General features: G+C 70.3%; 16 protein-coding genes. 1 reads left to right on the top strand and 15 read right to left on the bottom strand.

Features of this window, described 5'->3' with window-relative positions; all coding sequences use genetic code 11:
* Positions 1 to 57 precede the first annotated feature (57 nt).
* Complete coding sequence (locus ARTHRO9V_RS09365; RefSeq protein ID WP_236557002.1) at positions 58 to 984, bottom strand: proline iminopeptidase-family hydrolase; 927 nt, start codon at positions 982 to 984, stop codon at positions 58 to 60.
* Between the two features lie 127 nt (positions 985 to 1111).
* On the opposite strand from ARTHRO9V_RS09365, the gene ARTHRO9V_RS09370 reads away from it, so the two are divergent.
* Positions 1112 to 1912, top strand: a complete 801-nt coding sequence (locus ARTHRO9V_RS09370; protein ID WP_056049431.1) for a FadR/GntR family transcriptional regulator — start codon at positions 1112 to 1114, stop codon at positions 1910 to 1912.
* Between the two features lie 673 nt (positions 1913 to 2585).
* On the opposite strand, the gene tyrS is transcribed toward ARTHRO9V_RS09370, so the two are convergent.
* From tyrS to ARTHRO9V_RS09440, 14 genes are all read right to left on the bottom strand, one after another.
* Positions 2586 to 3824 (bottom strand): tyrosine--tRNA ligase, encoded by a 1239-nt coding sequence (gene tyrS / locus ARTHRO9V_RS09375; protein WP_159828620.1) that lies wholly within the window; start codon positions 3822 to 3824, stop codon positions 2586 to 2588.
* Positions 3825 to 3934: 110 nt separating this feature from the next.
* Positions 3935 to 4579, bottom strand: a complete 645-nt coding sequence (locus tag ARTHRO9V_RS09380) for a DNA-3-methyladenine glycosylase (protein WP_201298930.1) — start codon at positions 4577 to 4579, stop codon at positions 3935 to 3937.
* 31 nt (positions 4580 to 4610) lie between these two features.
* Positions 4611 to 4748, bottom strand: a complete 138-nt coding sequence (locus ARTHRO9V_RS09385; protein ID WP_192122614.1) for a hypothetical protein — start codon at positions 4746 to 4748, stop codon at positions 4611 to 4613.
* The gene (gene argH / locus ARTHRO9V_RS09390) at positions 4745 to 6211 is read right to left on the bottom strand and encodes an argininosuccinate lyase (RefSeq protein WP_159826792.1); all 1467 of its coding nucleotides are present in this window, start codon (positions 6209 to 6211) and stop codon (positions 4745 to 4747) included. The genes ARTHRO9V_RS09385 and argH overlap by 4 nt, the downstream gene beginning before the upstream one ends.
* Positions 6208 to 7410, bottom strand: coding sequence for an argininosuccinate synthase (locus ARTHRO9V_RS09395; RefSeq protein ID WP_056048027.1), 1203 nt, complete (start codon positions 7408 to 7410; stop codon positions 6208 to 6210). The genes argH and ARTHRO9V_RS09395 overlap by 4 nt, the downstream gene beginning before the upstream one ends.
* A gap of 55 nt (positions 7411 to 7465) precedes the next feature.
* Positions 7466 to 8386, bottom strand: coding sequence for an ornithine carbamoyltransferase (gene argF, locus ARTHRO9V_RS09400; RefSeq protein WP_159826794.1), 921 nt, complete (start codon positions 8384 to 8386; stop codon positions 7466 to 7468).
* Positions 8383 to 9579 carry an acetylornithine transaminase gene (locus ARTHRO9V_RS09405; RefSeq protein ID WP_123571770.1) on the bottom strand — a complete coding sequence of 399 codons (1197 nt, stop codon included), beginning with the start codon at positions 9577 to 9579 and terminating at the stop codon, positions 8383 to 8385. The genes argF and ARTHRO9V_RS09405 overlap by 4 nt, the downstream gene beginning before the upstream one ends.
* 2 nt (positions 9580 to 9581) lie before the next feature.
* Positions 9582 to 10628 carry an acetylglutamate kinase gene (gene argB / locus ARTHRO9V_RS09410; RefSeq protein ID WP_159826796.1) on the bottom strand — a complete coding sequence of 349 codons (1047 nt, stop codon included), beginning with the start codon at positions 10626 to 10628 and terminating at the stop codon, positions 9582 to 9584.
* Positions 10628 to 11785, bottom strand: coding sequence for a bifunctional glutamate N-acetyltransferase/amino-acid acetyltransferase ArgJ (gene argJ / locus ARTHRO9V_RS09415; RefSeq protein WP_056048035.1), 1158 nt, complete (start codon positions 11783 to 11785; stop codon positions 10628 to 10630). Before argJ ends, argB begins: the two co-directional genes overlap by 1 nt.
* Complete coding sequence (gene argC / locus ARTHRO9V_RS09420; RefSeq protein ID WP_159826798.1) at positions 11782 to 12831, bottom strand: N-acetyl-gamma-glutamyl-phosphate reductase; 1050 nt, start codon at positions 12829 to 12831, stop codon at positions 11782 to 11784. Before argC ends, argJ begins: the two co-directional genes overlap by 4 nt.
* A gap of 59 nt (positions 12832 to 12890) precedes the next feature.
* On the bottom strand, positions 12891 to 15401 hold the full coding sequence (gene pheT / locus ARTHRO9V_RS09425) for a phenylalanine--tRNA ligase subunit beta (RefSeq protein ID WP_159826799.1): 2511 nt from the start codon (positions 15399 to 15401) through the stop codon (positions 12891 to 12893).
* Positions 15401 to 16441 (bottom strand): phenylalanine--tRNA ligase subunit alpha, encoded by a 1041-nt coding sequence (gene pheS, locus ARTHRO9V_RS09430; protein ID WP_056048045.1) that lies wholly within the window; start codon positions 16439 to 16441, stop codon positions 15401 to 15403. The genes pheT and pheS overlap by 1 nt, the downstream gene beginning before the upstream one ends.
* 94 nt (positions 16442 to 16535) lie before the next feature.
* Positions 16536 to 17453, bottom strand: a complete 918-nt coding sequence (locus ARTHRO9V_RS09435; RefSeq protein WP_159826800.1) for an amino acid ABC transporter permease — start codon at positions 17451 to 17453, stop codon at positions 16536 to 16538.
* The gene (locus ARTHRO9V_RS09440) at positions 17450 to 18118 is read right to left on the bottom strand and encodes an amino acid ABC transporter permease (RefSeq protein WP_043596711.1); all 669 of its coding nucleotides are present in this window, start codon (positions 18116 to 18118) and stop codon (positions 17450 to 17452) included. Before ARTHRO9V_RS09440 ends, ARTHRO9V_RS09435 begins: the two co-directional genes overlap by 4 nt.
* Positions 18119 to 18122 lie beyond the last annotated feature (4 nt).

The following is an 18122-nucleotide window of genomic DNA, read 5'->3' on the forward strand; positions in this document are numbered from 1 at the left end:
GGGTCGGGGGGCGGGAAGCGCGGGCCGCGTCGGTTCAGGAGGCGCGGCCCGCGCCGGTCAGGAGGCGCGTGCGGCGTCGCGCAGCTCGTCGTGCGCCGCCAGGAACGGCGCGACGACGGCCCGGAACTCCTCGGGCTGTTCGAGGTGCGAGCAGTGGCTGGCACCGGCGAACACGTGCGACCGGACGTCGGCGATGCCGTCGACGAAGGGCTGCCAGGTGGCGGGCGTCGCCTCGTCGAACTCGCCCGCGACGACGAGGGTCGGCGTCGTGATCGCCGGCAGGCGGTCCACGACGGTCCAGTCGCGCAGCGTGCCGATGACGTGGAACTCGTTCGGCCCGTTCATCGTGTGGTAGACCGTCGGCTCGGCCTCCATCTGCTCCTCGCTGTCGACGAAGTCCTGCGGCATGGGCACCACGCGGCAGACGTGCCGCTCGTAGAACGCCTGGGTGGCGGCGAGGTACTCGGGGTCGGTGGTCGTGCCGTCCGCCTCGTGGCGTGCCAGCGCCTCCTGGGTGTCGGTCGGCAGCTGGTCGCGCAGCTCGGCGGCGCCCTCGACCCAGAGCTGCATGGACGCGGGCGAGTTGCAGATGGCCAGGCTCGCCAACCCGTCCGGCGTCGTCACGGCGATCTCGGCCCCGAGCATGCCGCCCCACGACTGGCCGAGCAGGTGGTACCGCTCGAGGCCGAGGTGCGCCACGAGGTTCGCGAACTCCGAGACGAAGAGGCTGGGCTGCCAGAAGTCGACGGGCGCGTCGGGCAGGTGGGTGCTGCGGCCGCAGCCGAGCTGGTCGTAGTGCACGACGGTGCGGCCGGTCTCGTCGGCGAGGGCCTCGAGGTTGCGAAGGTAGTCGTGGGCCATCCCCGGGCCGCCGTGCACCACGACGAGGGGCAGCGCACCCTCGCGCGGCTCGTCGGGCGTGGTGACCCGGTACCAGGTCTCGGCGTCATGGAAGGCGGCGGTGCCGGTGGTGATCGTGGACATGCGGGTGAGCATGCACCCGGCTAAGGTCTCACGACAAGACCTTTCGCGATGCCTTAATCTGCTCGTAACACGACGAGACCTCGACGGCTGCACGCACGACGGGTCGGCGAGCCGGGACGGGGACGCGATGGGCCAGGACGACAGCCGAGGAGGCGCGGGCGGCGCGCGCTCGGACGTCGCGGTCGACGGCGCCCTCGGTGGCGCCCTCGGGGCCCCTCTCGCCCCCACGACCCGGGTCGACGACCTCACCGACCGCCTCGTCACGGCCATCACGATCGGCGAGTACCTGCCCGGCTCGCGCCTCCCCGCCGAGCGCGACCTCGCCGCCTCGCTGCGGGTCGGTCGCATGACCGTGCGGGCCGCCCTGGCCCGACTCGTCGAGCAGGGGTTGATCGTGACGCAACGCGGGCGCGGCGGGGGCTCGTTCGTCCAGGCGCCGGCACCGGGTTCGGGCACCGACGTCGTGCGCCGCACGCTCGCCGCGCGCTGGTCCGACCTGCGCGACACGAGCGAGGCGATCAGCCGACTGCACGGCGTCGTCGCCGAGGCCGCGGCCGAGAACCGCACCCCGGACGACGTCGACCGGCTGCACGACCGGCTCGAGGGCTATCGCGGCGCCGCGTCCGGCCTCGCGTCGCAGAAAGCCGACGAGGCGCTGCACGTCGCGATCGCCGAGGCCGCCGGCAACGCCACGCTGCGCGGGGTGCTGTTCGACCTCGAGGCCCGGGTGAGCATCTCGGCGCCGGCGCACCTCTGGGGCGGGCCGGACGGCATGCGCGAGATGGAGCTGCGCGCCCTCGCCGACCACGAGGCGCTCGTCGCCGCGATCTGCGACGGGCGTGCGGCGGACGCCGCGGCCATCGCCCGCGAGCACGTCAAGATCGACCTCGAGCTGCTCGAGCGCGAGCTCGGCCGCGCCGCGCCCTGACCCCGCACCCGCGCCAAACAGCACAACCGGAATAGGCCATGACTGCTGAATTTGATGCTGACTAAAGAACAAAACAATCTGACGATTGTTGTTGTCCATCAATCTCAAAGAAACCTAAACACCACTCACAACCCCACCAAAGATGAAGCCACAAGCAATGCCAGGGTATAATTTGGCATTTGACAATGTGCACGCTGTTGAGTTCTCAAGGACCAAACGCACTCGAGGCCCGGTCGGAAAGACCCTCGCTCGAAGCTGCTGTGGAACCGTACCATCCTGATGGACCAAGTCGGAACGACTTGATTTCCGGCCCCCAAAGTTGAGGACCAGCACCTGGTAATGACCAGAGGATGGATTTGAAACCCTACCACACGAATCGCAAGCCGTAAACGACGTGGCTTCGGGGAGGATGTCACCACTTGAGGCCGGGGAACTCCGGAGCAGAACCATTGCTGGTCGCTGTCCTAGCCGTTCCGCCGCACCTTTGGGCTGACTCGAATTACTTTACACAGCTCACCGGTCGCACCTCCAAATGTCTGGGCATCCCGGGCGTGTCGCGTGACTGAAGCCCTGAAAGCATGGCCAGCCGCGTGCATTCCTTGCCGTGGGATGACGTCAAGCCCGCCCCCTCGACGAGGGAACGGGCTTCCGTCGTCCGGAGGTCGATTCGAGGTCAGACCTTGACGGTGACGCCGGCGAGCGTCTTCTTACCGCGTCGGAGCACGACGACTCCCCCGTCGAGTCTCGAGTCGGCGACCAGAGCATCGCCGTTCTCGACCCGGGTGTTGTTCACGTAGACACCACCCTCCGCCGTGGCCCGGCGGGCTGCACCCAACGACGCGACGAGTCCGGTGTCGACCAACGCCTGAGCGATCGTGGTCGACGCATCGGCCTCGGCCGCCGGCAACTCGGCGATGGCACTGGCGAGAGTCCGCGGGTCGAGGACCGTGAGGTCGCCTTGCCCGAAGAGCGCGGCGGCTGCGTCGATGGCCGACTGCGTGGCCGAGGTGCCGTGGACCAGGGACGTGACGTTCCAGGCCAACGCTCGCTGCGCCTCCCGACGGAAGGGTTCGTCGGCGACGGCGCTCTCGAGCCGCTCGATCTCGGAACGCGAGAGGAACGTGAAGACCTTGAGCCGAGGGACGACGTCGGCGTCGTCGGTGTTGAGCCAGAACTGGTACATCGCGTACGGGCTGGTCAACTCGGCGTCGAGCCAGACCGCGTTGCCCTCGCTCTTGCCGAACTTGGTGCCGTCGGTGTTGGTGATCAGCGGCGTGCCGATCGCGTGGACCGAGACGCCTTCGGTGCGGCGGATGAGTTCGGTGCCACTGGTGAGGTTGCCCCACTGGTCGCTGCCGCCGGTCTGCAGGACGCAGTCGTAGCTGCGGTAGAGCTCGCGGAAGTCGAGGCCCTGGAGGATCTGGTAGCTGAACTCGGTGTAGCTGATGCCGGCGTCGGAGTTGAGACGCGCGGCCACGGCGTCTTTCTTGAGCATGGTGTTGACGCGGAAGTTCTTGCCGATGTCGCGCAGGAACTCGATGGCGCTGAGCGGAGACGTCCAGTCGAGGTTGTTCACCACTCGGAGACCGTTGTCACCGTCGGGCGAGAGGAACTTCTCGACGTGGACGCGGATGCGGTCGACCCACTCGGCCGTCTGCTCGGGCGTCTTGAGCACCCGCTCGGCGGTGGGGCGCGGATCGCCGATGAGGCCGGTGGACCCGCCCACGAGCCCCAGGGGCCGGTGGCCGGCGAGCTGCAGGCGGCGCATGGTGAGCAACTGCACGAGGTTGCCGAGGTGGAGGCTGGGGGCCGTCGGGTCGAAACCGCAGTAGTACGTGATCGGCGGACCGGCGAGAAGGGTCTTGAGGGCGTCGGCATCGGTCGACACGTGCACCAGGCCGCGCCACTGCATCTCGTCCCACACGTCGTCGAACGAGGGGTCGTTGCTCTGGGCGGCCAGGACGTCTGCAGTCGTTTCACTGGTCACGTCGGAAACGGTACCAGCGGCCTCCGCCACCGTCTTCACGCCCCACCGCGTCGTCGCGAGACGGCGGCGCGGTACGGGGAGACAGAGGGATCACCCTCGAGCGAGAACCGCCACGGGAACGCGTCGCCACCGGCGTGACCCGACACACCGACACGCGGGCCGGCGGCGATCGGGCCGACCGGTGCGGACGGGAGGCGAAGACGGAACCGCGCCTCCTGACCGGGGGTGTCGGCGACGAGGCGTGAGCCGTCGTCGCCGAGCTCCATGCCGAGTGCGGAGCCGAGACGGCCGGGACCTCGGGCGAGGTCGGCCGACGTCCGCGACGTCGTCCGACGCGCCCGGACCTCGTCGACGCCGGCCACCACTTCGCCCGAACGCAAGAGGACACCGGACGCGAAGCCCTCGGGCCCGCACACGATGTTGACGCAGCGGTGGATGCCGTAGGACAGGTACACGTAGAGCGTTCCGCCGCGTTCGAACATGCTGTCGTTGCGCGCCGACCGGCCCCGGTGCGCATGCGAGCCGGGGTCCTGCCCCTGGCCGTGGTACGCCTCGACCTCGGTCAGGCGGATGCCGACGCCGCCCGACCAGAAGACCGAGCCCAGGAGGCGCGGCGCGACGGCCAGCGCCGGTTCGGCCAGCAGTGCCGCGAGCACGTCGTCGTCGGGTGTCGTCGTCACCACTCCCCCGTGCTCACCGCGATCGTCTCGTTCAGAAGAAGCGCTGACCACTGGCGACTGCGATCACCGCGACGGCGACGAGCACCGCCACGGCGATCGCGACGACGACGGGGACCACCCAGGCACGGACCGGCCGGTCGTCGCGAGCGCCCGGTCGTCGACGGGTCACGGTGCCGCCGGGGCGAGGGACCGGACCAGGTGGCGCATCTGCTCGGTCAGCTGCGCGAGCTGCTCGGCGACCCGCTCGGGAGCCGTGCCGCCGGCCCCTCGACGGCTGGCGATCGAGCCCTCGACCGTCAGGACGGGGCGGATCTCGGGTGTGAGATGCGCCGAGACGGACCGGTACTGCTCGTCGGTGGGCTCGTGCAGCTCGAGGTCGTGCTGTTCACAGAACCGCACCAGCTCGCCGCTGATCTCGTGTGCGTCGCGGAACGTGACCCCCTGACGGACGAGCCACTCGGCGACGTCGGTCGCGAGTGAGAATCCCTGCGGCGCGAGCTCGGCCATTCGGACCTCGTCGAAATCGAGGGTCGCCACCATGCCCGTGAACGCCGGGAGCAGCACCTCGAGCTGGCTGACCGAGTCGAACACCGGCTCTTTGTCTTCCTGGAGATCTCGGTTGTAGGCCAGCGGCAGCCCTTTGAGGGTCGCGAGCAGACCCGTCAGGTTGCCGATGAGCCGCCCCGACTTGCCGCGCGCGAGTTCGGCGATGTCGGGGTTCTTCTTCTGCGGCATGATGCTCGACCCGGTCGAGAACGCGTCGTGCAGACGGACGAAGCCGAATTCGCGGGTGTTCCAGAGGATGATCTCTTCGGCCAGCCGCGAGAGGTCGATGCCGATGGACGCCGTGACGAACGCGAACTCCGACACGACGTCACGACTGGCCGTCGCGTCGATCGAGTTCTCGGTCGTGCGGTCGAAGCCCAGATCGGTCGCCACGAGGAGCGGGTCGAGCCCCAGCGAGCTACCCGCGAGGGCACCCGCTCCGTACGGCGAGGCACCGGCCCGACGCGACCAGTCGCGCAGGCGCTCGAGGTCGCGGACCAGAGGCCAGGCGTGGGCGAGGAGGTGGTGCGCCAACAGCACCGGCTGCGCGTGCTGGAGGTGCGTCCGGCCGGGCATCACGGCCGACGGGTGGGCCGTCGCCTGACCGGCGATCGCGTCGACCAGGTCGACGACGTGCCGACCGATGACGCGGGCGTGGTCGCGCAGGTACAAGCGCACCAGCGTCGCGATCTGGTCGTTGCGGCTACGCCCCGCCCGGAGCTTGCCGCCGAGCTCGGCGCCGGCGATGCCGATGAGCCCCCGCTCGAGGGCGGAGTGCACGTCCTCGTCGGTCTCGGCCGCGGTGAACGTGCCGTCGAGCACGTCCGACTCGAGCCGGTCGAGCGCCGACAGCATGGCCTCGAGCTCGGACGCGTCGAGGTATCCCGCCGCCGCCAGAGCCCTGGCGTGTGCGCGCGACCCGGCGATGTCGTACGAGGCCAGCTGCCAGTCGAACTGCGTGGACTTGCTGAGCGCGGCGAGCTCGGCGGACGGCCCGGAGGCGAAGCGGCCGCCCCAGAGGGCGCCCGCCTCGCCTGCTCGCTCGTTCTTGCCCGACCCTTCGCCGAGCCCGCTCGCGTCGGTCACGCCCCGTGGGCCAGGTCGCGACGAGCCGAGATCTTGCTGGGCAGCGACCAGATCTCGATGAAGCCCTTCGACAGGGACTGGTCGAAGGTGTCGCCCGTGTCGTAGGTCGCGAGGTCGAAGTCGTAGAGGCTCGCGTCGCTCTTCTGACCGGTGACGACCGCGCGCCCGCCCTGCAGCTTGAGACGGATCTCGCCCGACACGTACTTCTGCGTGTCGTCGATGAAGACGTCGAGCGACCGCTTGAGACCCGAGAACCACAGGCCGTCGTAGACGAGGTTGGACCACTCGGCCTCGACGCCACGCTTGTACCGGCCGAGGTCGCGCTCTATGGTCAGGGCCTCCAACGCCTCGTGCGCGGCGATCAGCGCCATCGCGCCAGGGGCCTCGTAGACCTCGCGGCTCTTGATGCCGACGAGCCGGTCCTCGACGACGTCGATGCGGCCGACGCCGTGCTTGCCGGCGAGCTCGTTCATGCGCTCGACGATGCCCAGCGGGGTGAACGCCACCCCGTCGATCGCCGTCGGGACTCCGGCCTCGAAGGTGATGACGACCTCGTCGGCGTCCTTGACGACGGCCGGGTCTTGCGTGTACTCGTACAGGTCCTCGATGGGAGCGTTCCAGGGGTCCTCGAGGAACCCGGTCTCGACCGCGCGGCCCCAGACGTTCTTGTCGATCGAATAGGGGTTCTTGGCGCTCTGGCGGATGGGAAGGGCGTGCTCTTCCGCGTAGACGATCGCCTTGTCGCGGGTGAGGGCCAGGTCACGGACCGGGGCGATGCTCGTCAGGTCGGGGGCGAGGGCCGCGACGGCCGCCTCGAAACGGACCTGGTCGTTGCCCTTGCCGGTGCACCCGTGGGCCACGCTGTTCGCACCTAGTTCCTTCGCGACCGACGCCAGGTGGCGGGCGATCAGCGGACGGCTGAGGGCGGACACCAGCGGGTAGGTCTTCTGGTACAGCGCGTTGGCCTTGAGGGCCGGCATCAGGTAATCGGTGCCGAACTCTTCTTTGGCGTCGACGACGACCGATTCGACCGCACCGCAGTCGAGGGCACGCTGTCGGATGTCTTCCATGTCCTCTCCGCCCTGTCCGACGTCGACGGCGAGGGCGACCACCTCTTTTCCGGTGGCGTCGGCCAACCAGCCGATGCCGACCGAGGTGTCGAGGCCTCCTGAGTATGCGAGGACGACGCGTTCCGCCATGGTTCTCCTTGAGTGGTGTGGGTGTGGCTACGTGTGTGTGAGGTGGTGGGGGTGCTCAGCGGGCCAGCAGCCAGGTGAGCAGCGCCTTCTGGGCGTGCAGCCGGTTCTCGGCCTCGTCCCAGATGACGCTGGTCGGGCCGTCGATGACGTCGGCCGTGACCTCGTACCCGCGGTCGGCGGGGAGACAGTGCAGGAAGATCGCGTCGGCGTCGGCCTGGGCCATCAACGCCTGGTCGACCTTGAACGATCCGAAGACGGCGACCCGTTCGTCTTTCTCGTCCTCCTTGCCCATCGAGACCCAGGTGTCGGTCACGACGACGTCGACCCCGGCGACGGCCTCGACCGCGTCGGTCGTGACGAGCACGGAGCCACCCGTCCGCGCGGCGATCGCCTCGGCGTCGGCCACGACGGTCGGGTCGGGCAGGAAGCCCTCGGGGGCACCGATGCGGACGTGCATGCCCGCGGTCGCGCAGGCCAGCAGGTACGACTGGCCCATGTTGCAGCGCCCGTCACCGACGAAGGCCACCGAGAGGCCGGCGAGCGTGCCCTTCTTCTCGCGGATGGTCTGCAGGTCGGCGAGCAGCTGACACGGGTGGAAGTCGTCGCTCAACGCGTTGACGACGGGCACGGTCGTCCCCGCCGCCATCTCTTCGAGGCCGGACTGCGCGTAGGTGCGCCAGACGATGGCGGACACCATGCGCTCGAGCACGCGCGCCGTGTCGGACGGGGTCTCCTTGCCGCCGAGCTGGCTGTTCGCGGTGGCGATGATCAGCGGGCTGCCGCCGAGGTCGGCGATGCCGACCGCGAAGGAGACCCGGGTACGGGTCGACGACTTGTCGAAGATGACGGCGACGGTCTGCGGACCGGCCAGCGGGCGCTGGGACCAACGGTCGCGCTTGAGTTCGTCGGCGAGATCGAGCACCTCGAGCTGCTCGGCGGTGGTCAGGTCGTCGTCCCGGAGGAAGTGGCGGGTCATTCGAGGCCTTTCAGGACGGTGGTCATGATCTGGGTGAACTCGGCGATCTCGTCGTCACCGACGATCAGGGGAGGCGCGAGACGGATGCTCGAGTCGTTGGGGGCGTTGACGATGAGGCCGGCCTCGAGGGCGTCGGCGGCGACCTGGGCCGCGACGGGCTGCGCCAGCCCCAGGCCGATGAGGAGGCCGTTGCCGCGGATCTCGCGGACGAGCGGCGAACCGATCGACTCGACGGCCGCGCGGAGCTGGTCGCCCCGGACGATCGCGTTGAGCACGAGCTGGCTCGACTCGATCTCGCCGAGCACGGCGTTGGCCGCGGCGGTCGCGAGCGGGTTGCCGCCGAAGGTGCTGCCGTGCTGACCGGCCTCGAACAGGTCGGACGTGTCGCCGAAGGTGATGAGCGCACCGATGGGGACTCCCCCGGCGATGCCCTTGGCGACGGTGATGGCGTCAGGGACGATGTCGTGCTGCTGGAAGGCGAACCACGAGCCGGTCCGGCCGATGCCGGTCTGGATCTCGTCGAGGATCAGCAGGGCCCCGTGCTTCGTGGTGAGTTCGCGGGCACGCTCGAGGTAGCCCTCGGGCAGGTCGACGACGCCGGCCTCGCCCTTGATCGGCTCGACGAACAGGGCGGCCACCGTACCGTCGAGGGCCGCTTCGAGTGCCTCGACGGTCGTGTCGATGTGCTCGACCCCGGGCATCATCGGCTCGAACGGTTCGCGCAGCGCCGGCTTGCCGGTCAGCGCGAGCGAGCCCATGGTGCGCCCGTGGAACGAGTTCTGCAGGGCGAGGATGCGGGTGCGCGAGCCGTCACCGCGGTTGAGGCGAGCCAGTTTGACCGCGGCCTCGTTGGCTTCGGCTCCGCTGTTGCCGAAGTAGACGCGCCCACGCTCGCCGGCACCGCTGATGCGGGTCAGCCGTTCGGCGAGCTCGACCTGCGGGGCCGTCGCGAAGTAGTTGGAGACGTGGATCAGCTTGCTCGCCTGCTCGGTGAGCGCCTCGACGAGCACCGGGTGGGCGTGTCCGAGGGCGTTCACGGCGATGCCCGCCAGGAAGTCGAGGTAACGCTTGCCGTCGACGTCCCAGACCTGGCAGCCCTCGCCGCGGTCGAGCATCACCTTCGGAGTCGACAGCGAACGCATCATCGAGTCGCCGAATCGGCGCTGCCAGGTACCGCCTTGGGTCTGGATCATGGTCACGACTGTCCTTTCGTGTCGGTGCCGCTCGCGGCAGGGCCACCCGGGGCGGTGCCCCCGGTGGTGACGATCTCGCCGGCGGGGGTGCCGAACGAGGTGACGACGGGGGCGCCGGTCGACGCCGCCCGGTCGTCGGGAACCACCTCGGTGCCCGACCCGCGTTGGGTGAACACCTCGAGGAGGATCGAGTGCGGGATGCGACCGTCGATGATGGTCGCTCCTCCGACGCCACCGACGACCGAGTCGAGGCAGGCGCGCATCTTGGGGATCATGCCCGACTCGAGGGTCGGGAGCATGTCGGTGAGGGCCGACACCGTGATGGCCTCGACGAGCGAGTCGCGGTTCGGCCAGTCGGCGTAGAGCCCTGCGACGTCGGTCAGGACGACGAGCTTGGCCGCACCGAGGGCGATGGCCAGGGCCCCCGCCGCCGCGTCGGCGTTGACGTTGAGGGCGTGTTCCGGGTCGATCGTGTTCGTCGCGATCGACGACACCACGGGGATGCGCCCCGCCTCGATCTCGGCCAGCACCGACGACGGGTCGACGTGTGTCACGTCGCCCACGTGTCCCAGGTCGAAGGTCTCGCCGTCGACCACGACACCGCGCTTGCGACCCTCGAACAAGGTCGAGCCCTCGCCGGAGACACCGCGGGCCAGGTCGCCGTGCTCGTTGATCAGGTCGACGATCTCGCGGTTGACCTCGCCGGCCAGGACGTCGCGCACGACCGAGATCGCCTCGGTCGACGTGTAGCGGTAACCGCCCCGGAACTCGCTCTCGATGCCGGCGGCGTCGAGGGCGGCCGAGATCTGTGGCCCCCCGCCGTGGACGACCACCGGGTGCAACCCGGCGTACCGCAGGTAGACCATGTCCTCGGCGAACGCCTGCTTGAGGGCGTCGTCGACCATGGCGTTGCCGCCGAACTTCACGACGACGACCTTGCCAGAGAAGCGCTTCAGCCAGGGCAGGGACTCGATCAGGGTCGAGGCCTTGACCGCCGCGAGCTCCTGCTCGTCGGCCGCCGTCGCACCGGTGCTCGTGTGGACGCCCATCAGCTGGAGTACGCGCTGTTCTCGTGCACGTAGTCGTGCGTGAGATCGTTCGTCAGGATGGTCGCCTCAACCGGCCCCGTCTTCAGGTCGACGAGCACGTGGACCGCCCGGGGCGTCAGGTCGACGTCGTCGCTCGGCCGATCGGGTGCCCCGGCGTGGCAGACGCGGACGCCGTTGATGGTCACGTCGACGTCGTACGGGTCGAACTCGGCCGACGTGGTGCCGATGGCGGCGAGCACGCGGCCCCAGTTGGGGTCGTTGCCGAAGACGGCTGCCTTGAAGAGGTTGTTGCGGGCGATCGAACGGCCCACCTCGACGGCGTCGTCGTCGGATGCCGCCCCCACGATCTCGATGCGGATGTCGTGCGAGGCACCCTCGGCGTCGGCCTGCAACTGCTCGGCGAGGTCGGCACAGAGCGCCGTGACCGCCGCCGCGAAGTCGCCGGCAGGAGGCGCGACACCGGACTCGGCGCTGGCCAACAACACGACGGTGTCGTTCGTCGACATGCAGCCGTCCGAGTCGAGACGGTCGAAGGTGACCCGGGTCGCCTCGCGGAGTGCGGAATCGAGACCGGACGCGTCGACGTCGGCGTCCGTCGTGAGCACGACGAGCATCGTGGCGAGTCCGGGGGCGAGCATGCCCGCACCCTTGGCCATTCCGCCGACGACCCAGCCGTCACCCGAGACGACGGCCTGCTTGGGCTTGGTGTCGGTCGTCATGATCGCCGTGGCGGCATCGAGGCCGCCGTCGACCGACAGGGCGTCGGCCGCGGCCGTGGAGCCGCTCAGCACCTTGTCGCGGAAGGTCTGGTCGCCGACGCCGATGAGGCCCGTCGAGCAGACGAGGACGTCCGTCGCCGACAGGCCGAGGGCGCCGGCCACGGTCTCGGCCGTGGAGTGCGTCGTCTGGAAGCCGAAGGCTCCCGTGAAGCAGTTCGCGCCTCCGGAATTGAGGACGACGGCGTCGACGCGACCGTCGGCGACGACCTGCTGGGACCACAGGACGGGGTTCGCCTTGGCCCTGTTGCTGGTGAAGACGGCCGCTGCGGCCGTGCTGCGACCTCGGTTGACGACCAGGGCGACGTCCGGCGCGCCCGAGCTCTTGAGGCCGGCGACGACGCCGGAGGCCTCGAAACCGGCTGCTGCGGTGACGCTCACGGGGCGACTCCGTTCTGGCCGAGGCCGGTGGTCTCGGCCAGGCCGAGCGCGATGTTGGCGGACTGGACGGCGGCACCGGCCGTGCCCTTCACGAGGTTGTCGAGGGCGGTGACCACGACCACGCGGTCGGCGGCCTCGTCGACGGCGAGTCCGATCAGGGCGGTGTTGGCACCGATCGTGTCGGCCGTCCGCGGGAACTCGCCGTCCGGCAGCAGGTGCACGAAGGGCTCGTTCGCGTAGGCCTGCTGCCAGGCGGATCGCACGTCGTGGGCGGTGACGCCCGGGGCGAGACGCGCCGTCGTCGTGGCGAGGATGCCCCGCGCCATCGGCACGAGCACCGGGGTGAACGAGACGTTCACCTCCGTCGCACCGGCCACCCGGAGGTTCTGCTGGATCTCGGGGATGTGCCGGTGGCTGCCGCCCACCCCGTAGGCCGACGCCGACCCCATCAACTCGCTGGCCAACAGGTGGGTCTTGAGCGCCTTGCCCGCCCCGGACGGACCGACGGCCAGCACGGTCACGATGTCGGCGGTCTCGACGACGCCCGCCTGGACGCCGGGGGCCAGCCCCAGGGTCACCGCGGTGACGTTGCAGCCGGGCACCGCGATGCGCTTGGCCCCGACCAGGACGTCGCGCTGACGACCCGGGGTGTCACCGAGGACGAGTTCGGGCAGGCCGTACGACCAGGCTCCGTAGAACTCGCCACCGTAGAACGCCTGCCAGGCGGATTCGTCGGTCAGCCGGTGGTCGGCACCACAGTCGACGACGAGCGTGTCGTCGGGCAACTGGGCGGTGATCGCCCCCGACTTGCCGTGGGGCAGGGCGAGGAACACGACGTCGTGCCCCGAGAGGGCTTCGGGCGTCGTGTCGACCAGGGTCAGGTGCGCCAGCGAGCGCAGGTGCGGCTGGACCGCGAGGAGTGGCTGACCGGCGTTCTGGAACGCGGTGACGGTCTGCACCTCGAAGTCGTGATGCTCGGCCAGCAAGCGCAGGAGCTCACCACCGGCGTAACCACTCGCGCCGGCCACGGCAACGGAGAAAGGCATGCGTCCACCCTAATGTTCGAATTCGGCCTGGGATCAGGGGCGGCGGCGCCGGGCGAGTGTCAGTCGCGGAGCGCCGCCCCGAATCGCTCGCCGGCCAGGCGGACGGAGCCGGACTTGGCCTCGGAGGCCTCGGCGGCGGTGAGGGTGCGGTCTCCGGCCCGGAAGCGCAGGGCGAAGGTGAGCGACTTCGTCGCGTCGGGCAACCCGGCACCTCGGTAGTCGTCGACAAGCCGGACCGTCTCGAGCAGTTGGCCCGCACCCTCGCGCACGGTCGCGAGCACGTCGCCCGCGGGGACGTCGACGCCCACCACGAGGGAGAGGTCTTGGGTCGCCGCGGGGTAGGACGAGAGGGCCGAGGTGGCCGGCTCGGCGACGGCGAGGGCGATGAGGCGGTCGAGGTCGAGCTCGGCCACGGCGACCACCCGGGGCAGGTCGAGCTCGGCTGCCACGCTGGGCAGCAGCTCGCCCGCGATGCCCACGACCTCGTCGCCGACGAGCACCTCGGCCGTGCGGCCCGGGTGCAGCGAGACGTGCCGGGCCTGTCGGAAGGTGACCTCGGCGGCCACGGCCGACGCCGCGACGCGCACGGCGTCGAGCACGTCGGCGAGGGACGCCGGGACGGCGGATTGCCCGGGGGCGCGATCGACGACCGTGCCGACCGTCAGGAGGCCGAGGTGTCGCGGCTGGCGCGGCAGGGCGTCGGCGAGGGCGCCCAGCGTGGCGTCGTCGGGGCGGGCGGCCCCGAACGGGACCTCGTCGCTGCCGTAGACGACGCCCTCGTCAGGCAGGAAGACCGTGCCCACCTCGAACACCGAGAGGTCGACGAGACCGCGACCGAGGTTGCGACGGGCGACCTCGAGCAGCCCCGGCACCAGTGACCGACGGAGTTCGGGCACCGCCGAGTCGAGGGGGTTGGCGAGTCGGACGGCGGGCAGCCCGGTGCCGTCGGCCGAGCCGAAGGCGAGGTTCTGGGCCGAGGAGACGAACGGGTACGCGGCGACCTCGGTCGAGCCGGCCGCGGCGAGCCCGTTCGACACCTGCCGACGCAGCTGCTGCTCGCGCGACAACCCACGACCGGCCGGGGCGACGGGCAGGACGGAGGGGATGCGGTCGTAACCCGTGATGCGAGCGACTTCTTCGACGAGCGACGCGGAGTCGACCAGGTCGCTGCGCCAGGTCGGCGGGGTCACGAGCCAGTCGTCACCAGCCCGCTCGACGCTGGCCCCGATGGCCGTGAGGGCACCGGAGACCTCGTCGTCGGTGTAGTCGACGCCCATGAGGCGGGCGGCTCGATCGACCGGCAGGGTGATCGTGTCGGGAGGGGTGGAGGCGTCCCATCGTGACCCGAGCGCGTCGGACGTGCCGCCGGCGAGCTCGACGAGCAGGTCGACCACGCGCTGGGCGGCTGCCTCGGCCACCTGCGGGTCGACACCGCGCTCGAAGCGCTTGGACGCCTCGCTCGGCAGCTTGTGGCGGCGGGCGGTACGGGCGATCGACGTGGGGTCGAAGGTCGCGGCCTCGACGAGGACGTCGGTCGTGGTCGCGCCGATCTCGGTCGAGGCGCCGCCCATGACGCCGGCCAGGCCGACGGCACCCGACTCGTCGGCGATCACGAGGTCCTCGGCGTGCAGGTCGCGTACCTGGCCGTCGAGGGTCTCGAGGCGCTCGCCCGGTGCGGCCCGGCGGACCGAGAGGCCACCGCTGACCTTGTCGAGGTCGTAGCCGTGGATCGGCTGGCCGAGCTCGAACATGACGTAGTTCGTGACGTCGACCGGCAGCGAGATGCTGCGGACCCCCGCCAACCGCAAGCGCGACGCGAGCCACGGAGGGGTCGGACGGGTCGCGTCGATGCTGCGGACCACCTTGGTGGTGAAGGTCTGCACGCCGACCCGGTCGCGCACGGGGGCCTGGTCGTCCACGACCACCGGGAAGCCGGACGACGGGGTCGGAGAGACGAGCGACGCGGGGTCGCGGAAGGTCGCCCCGGTGGCGTGCGAGTACTCGCGGGCCACCCCCCGGATGCTGAAGGCGTAGCCCCGGTCGGGCGTCACGTTGATCTCGACCGCGGCCTCGTCGAGGCCGAGCAGCGCGATCGCGTCCGTGCCGACCTCGGGATCGAGACCGAGCGACGAGAGGACGAGGATGCCGTCGTGCTCGTCGCCGAGGCCGAGCTCGCGGGACGAGGCGATCATGCCGTCGGAGACGTGCCCGTAGGTCTTGCGCGCGGCGATCGGGAACGGACCGGGCAGCACCGCACCGGGCAACGACACGACGACCTTGTCGCCGACGACGAAGTTGTGGGCACCGCAGACGATGCCGCGGACGTCATCGGGGTCGGTCGAGGCGTTCGGCCCCACGGCGACCTGGCACCAGTTGATCGTCTTGCCGTTCTTCTGCGGCTCGGGCGTGAACTCGAGCACCTGACCGACCACGAGGGGCCCGGTCACGTCGCCGACGTGGACGTCTTCTTCTTCGAACCCGACCGACACGAGGGCGGCGTGGACGCTCTCGAGCGACACGTCGCCCGGCAGCTCGACGAACTCACCGAGCCAACTCAGCGGAACCCGCATCAGACCACCATCCCGAACTGCTCGCTGAACCTGACGTCACCCTCGACCATGTCGCGCATGTCGTTGAGGTCGTTGCGGAACTGGAGGGTGCGCTCGATGCCCATGCCGAAGGCGAAACCCTGGTAGCGCTCGGGGTCGATGCCGGCCGCCCGCAGCACGTTCGGGTTGACCATCCCGCAACCGCCCCACTCGACCCACCGTGCGCCGCCCTTGGCGTTCGGCTGCCAGACGTCCATCTCGGCGCTGGGCTCGGTGAAGGGGAAGTAGTTGGGGCGCAGCCGGATCTGCGCCTCGGCGCCGAACATCGAGCGGGCGAGGTGCTCGAGGGTTCCGCGCAGGTGCGCCATGGTGAGGCCCTCGTCGACGGCGATGCCCTCGAGCTGGGTGAAGACGGGCGTGTGCGTCGCATCGAGCTCGTCGGTGCGGAACACCCGGCCCAGCGCGACGTTGTAGACCGGCAGCTCTTTCGAGAGGAGCGTGCGGATCTGCACCGGCGACGTATGCGTGCGCAACACCAGGTGACGGTCGACGGGGTCGACGAAGAACGTGTCCTGCATGGCCCGGGCCGGGTGGTCGGCGTCGAAGTTCAGGGCGTCGAAGTTGAACCACTCGTGCTCGAGTTCGGGGCCCTCGTTGACCTCCCACCCCATGCCGACGAACAGGTCGGCCATGCGCTCTTGCAGCAAGGTCAGGGGGTGACGGGCCCCGGCGCGACGGCGCGACGGCAGAGCCGTGACGTCGACGGCCTCGGCCTCGAGCCGCGCGGACTCCTCGATCACGGCCAGCTCGGCCTCGCGCGTGGCGACGGCCTGACCGACCCGACCTCGGGCCTGACCGACGAGCTTGCCCGCCGCCGCCTTCTGGTCGTTCGGCAGGTCGCGCAGACCGGCGTTCAGGCGGGCCAGCACCGAGGCCTCGCCGACGTGCTGGGCACGGGCGGTCTTGAGCTCGGCGACGGTGGCCGCCGTGGCGATCGCCGCAAGGGCGGCGTCGACCGCCGACGCGACGGCGTCTTCGGAGAGGGGGACGGAGTCTGACACGAGAACCAAGCTTAGCGATCGTTGGGAGGCGACCCGCGCCTCCTGGTCGTGACGGACGAGGAGGCGCGGGCTGGGATCGGGTGGACGGACCGGGTCAGGTCGCGCGGCCCGACACGTGGTCGGACTCGTAGCGGCCGCCGCGTCCGAACATGCCCGGGTCCTTCGGCGTGCCCGGGCGCTTGGCGACGACCGCACGCCGCCCCGTCCGTCGGTCGACGACGCGGACGACCCACGAGAGCAGGAGGTTCGTGGCGAGGTAGACGACGAGGACGACCGCGAAGAGGGTGAACGTGTACGTGCTGCCGTAGTAGGTGCCCAGACGCGTGAGACCGCTCCGGGTCAGTTCGACGTAGCCGACGATGTAGCCGAGCGAGGTGTCCTTCAACAGGACGACGAGCTGGGCCAGGATGATCGGCAGCATCTGACGGAAGGCCTGCGGGAACTCGATGGCGAAGCGCGTGCGGATCGGGGTGAGCCCGATCGCGAGGCCGGCCTCGCGTTGCCCCCTCGGCAGCGAGGCTATGCCCGCGCGCAGCGCCTCGCCGATGAGCGCCCCGTTGTAGACCGCCAGCGCCGCGACCACGGCCCAGAAGGCCCCGGTCGAGAAGACCAACAGGATGAAGAGCATCATCAGCAGGACGGGCATGCCGCGGAAGAACTCGAGCAGCACCGTCGTGGGAACGCGCACCCAGGCGGACCGCGCCGTCCGGAGGAACGAGAAGAGGACGCCGATGACCACCGCGAGGACCGACGCGACGGCCGCGGCCTGGATGGTCGCCAACCAGCCCCGACCGATCGCCCGCCAGAGCGCGAGGTCACCGAGGATGTCCCACCGCGACGCGTCGAGCACGCCGGAACTCTCGGCACCGTTCGCGCTGATGCGGGGGCGGCCGAGGAGGTAGACGAGGTAGGCGACCAGGGCCAGGACGAGCACGACGCCGACCACCGAGATGATCCGCGAGGTGCGGCGGGCCCTCGGCCCCGGGGCGTCGTAGAGGACGGAGGTGCTCATCGGAGGACTGCGACCTTCTTCTCGACCACGGCGGCGAGACGGCCGAGCGTGATGGTGACGAGCAGGTAGAAGAACGCCACGGCGAGCAGCGTCGTGATGACGGCGTCACCACGATCGTTCGCGATGTAGCGCCCCGCGGCGAAGAGTTCGGCCACGAAGAAACCACCGGCCACCGAGGTGTTCTTGGTGAGGGCGATGAAGACGTTGATCAGCGGGGGCACGACCATGCGCATGGCCTGCGGGAGGATCACGTGGCCGAGCGTCTGGCCGAAGCCGAGGCCGATGCTGCGGGCCGCCTCGGCCTGCCCGACGGGGACGCCGTTGATGCCCGACCGGATGGCCTCCGCGACGAACGGCGAGGTGTACGCGGTCAAGCCGATGACGGCCAACGGGAAGTACGTGCCGAAGTCGACTCCGAGGTACGGCAGGACGAAGGCGCAGAAGAAGAGCACGAGCGTGAGCGGGATGTTGCGCAGCGCCTCGGTGTAGACCGTCGCGAACGTGCGGAAGGACGCCACGGGCGAGATGCGCAGTGCCGCGACGAAGAAACCGATCACGAGGGCCCCGAGGCCCGACAGAACGAGCAGCTGGAGCGTCGTGACGAAGCCGTCCCAGAAGCGGGGCCAGTTGTCGGTCACGGCGTCGAAGCCGGGGATGACGTCCAAGGGG

The organism is Frigoribacterium sp. 9N, from assembly GCF_902506305.1.
In the GTDB taxonomy this organism is placed as follows: domain Bacteria; phylum Actinomycetota; class Actinomycetes; order Actinomycetales; family Microbacteriaceae; genus Frigoribacterium.

Coding starts and splice junctions, on each gene's coding strand:
- ARTHRO9V_RS09365 (WP_236557002.1), bottom strand. CDS start 984: ATGTCCACGATCACCACCGGCACCGCCGCCTTCCATGACGCCGAGACC.
- ARTHRO9V_RS09370 (WP_056049431.1), top strand. CDS start 1,112: ATGGGCCAGGACGACAGCCGAGGAGGCGCGGGCGGCGCGCGCTCGGAC.
- tyrS (WP_159828620.1), bottom strand. CDS start 3,824: ATGCAGTGGCGCGGCCTGGTGCACGTGTCGACCGATGCCGACGCCCTC.
- ARTHRO9V_RS09395 (WP_056048027.1), bottom strand. CDS start 7,410: ATGGCGGAACGCGTCGTCCTCGCATACTCAGGAGGCCTCGACACCTCG.
- argF (WP_159826794.1), bottom strand. CDS start 8,386: ATGACCCGCCACTTCCTCCGGGACGACGACCTGACCACCGCCGAGCAG.
- ARTHRO9V_RS09405 (WP_123571770.1), bottom strand. CDS start 9,579: ATGATCCAGACCCAAGGCGGTACCTGGCAGCGCCGATTCGGCGACTCG.
- argB (WP_159826796.1), bottom strand. CDS start 10,628: ATGGGCGTCCACACGAGCACCGGTGCGACGGCGGCCGACGAGCAGGAG.
- argC (WP_159826798.1), bottom strand. CDS start 12,831: ATGCCTTTCTCCGTTGCCGTGGCCGGCGCGAGTGGTTACGCCGGTGGT.
- pheT (WP_159826799.1), bottom strand. CDS start 15,401: ATGCGGGTTCCGCTGAGTTGGCTCGGTGAGTTCGTCGAGCTGCCGGGC.
- ARTHRO9V_RS09435 (WP_159826800.1), bottom strand. CDS start 17,453: ATGAGCACCTCCGTCCTCTACGACGCCCCGGGGCCGAGGGCCCGCCGC.